This window comes from Labrenzia sp. OB1, from assembly GCF_001624695.1.
Lineage (GTDB): Bacteria > Pseudomonadota > Alphaproteobacteria > Rhizobiales > Stappiaceae > Roseibium.
The window spans coordinates 1-642 of sequence record NZ_JSEP01000098.1 but is presented as its reverse complement, the minus strand read 5'-3'; the positions used below and the strand labels follow the sequence as shown (position 1 = coordinate 642).

General features: G+C 55.8%; 2 pseudogenes. One reads left to right on the top strand and one right to left on the bottom strand.

The features are described 5' to 3' along the window. Nucleotides 1-356, bottom strand: a pseudogene (locus OA90_RS27895) (DDE-type integrase/transposase/recombinase); the annotation flags it as partial. Between OA90_RS27895 and OA90_RS28940 the strand changes: the two are divergent. Then, nucleotides 344-436, top strand: a pseudogene (locus tag OA90_RS28940) (IS6 family transposase); the annotation flags it as partial. The pseudogenes OA90_RS27895 and OA90_RS28940 sit on opposite strands and share 13 nt — an antisense overlap. Between the last annotated feature and the right edge of the window lie 206 nt (nucleotides 437-642).

The following is a 642-nucleotide window of genomic DNA, read 5'->3' as shown; positions in this document are numbered from 1 at the left end:
AAGATGGTGTTGATCTGATCGTGGGCAGACAGAAACCGCTGCGCTTGCCGGGGCGACTTGAAACGACCCATAATCTTCTCCCGTTTGCGTGTCGGGCGATGGGAATTCTCAATCCTGTTATTCAGCCCCTTGTGAGCGCGATGATCGGCATCCGGAGCAAGGGCCTGAACCGGCTTGGTGTAGCTGCGCAGCTTATCCGTCACCACGACCCTGGGCTCGCCGAATTGCGTGACCAACCTGTCGAAGAAACGCCTGGCAGCTTTTGCATTGCGGTGGGATTGAACCAGGATGTCGAGCACATCGCCATCGCCGTCAATCGCCCGCCAAAGCCAGTATTTCACACCGCCGATACAAACTGTCCGCATCCTCATACCGGCACGCCAGAGCAGATGCGTTCAGCCTGTGGTCCGACTACACCGCTGAGATGAACGCCTGAAATCCGTCCAAAACGGGAGCCTGTGCTGGCCGACCCAAACAAGTTGGCAATGCCCTCTTTTGGATTCCCAAAGTTTCGCGAATATGATTCCTGATGGGGAACATGAGGAGTTTGCCATGTCCGCCCCTATCCGTCTTCGAGATGACTTTGATGCTCCAACCCTTCGTCATCTAGCCCGTTGGTCGGTGAATGCCGATCAAACCATC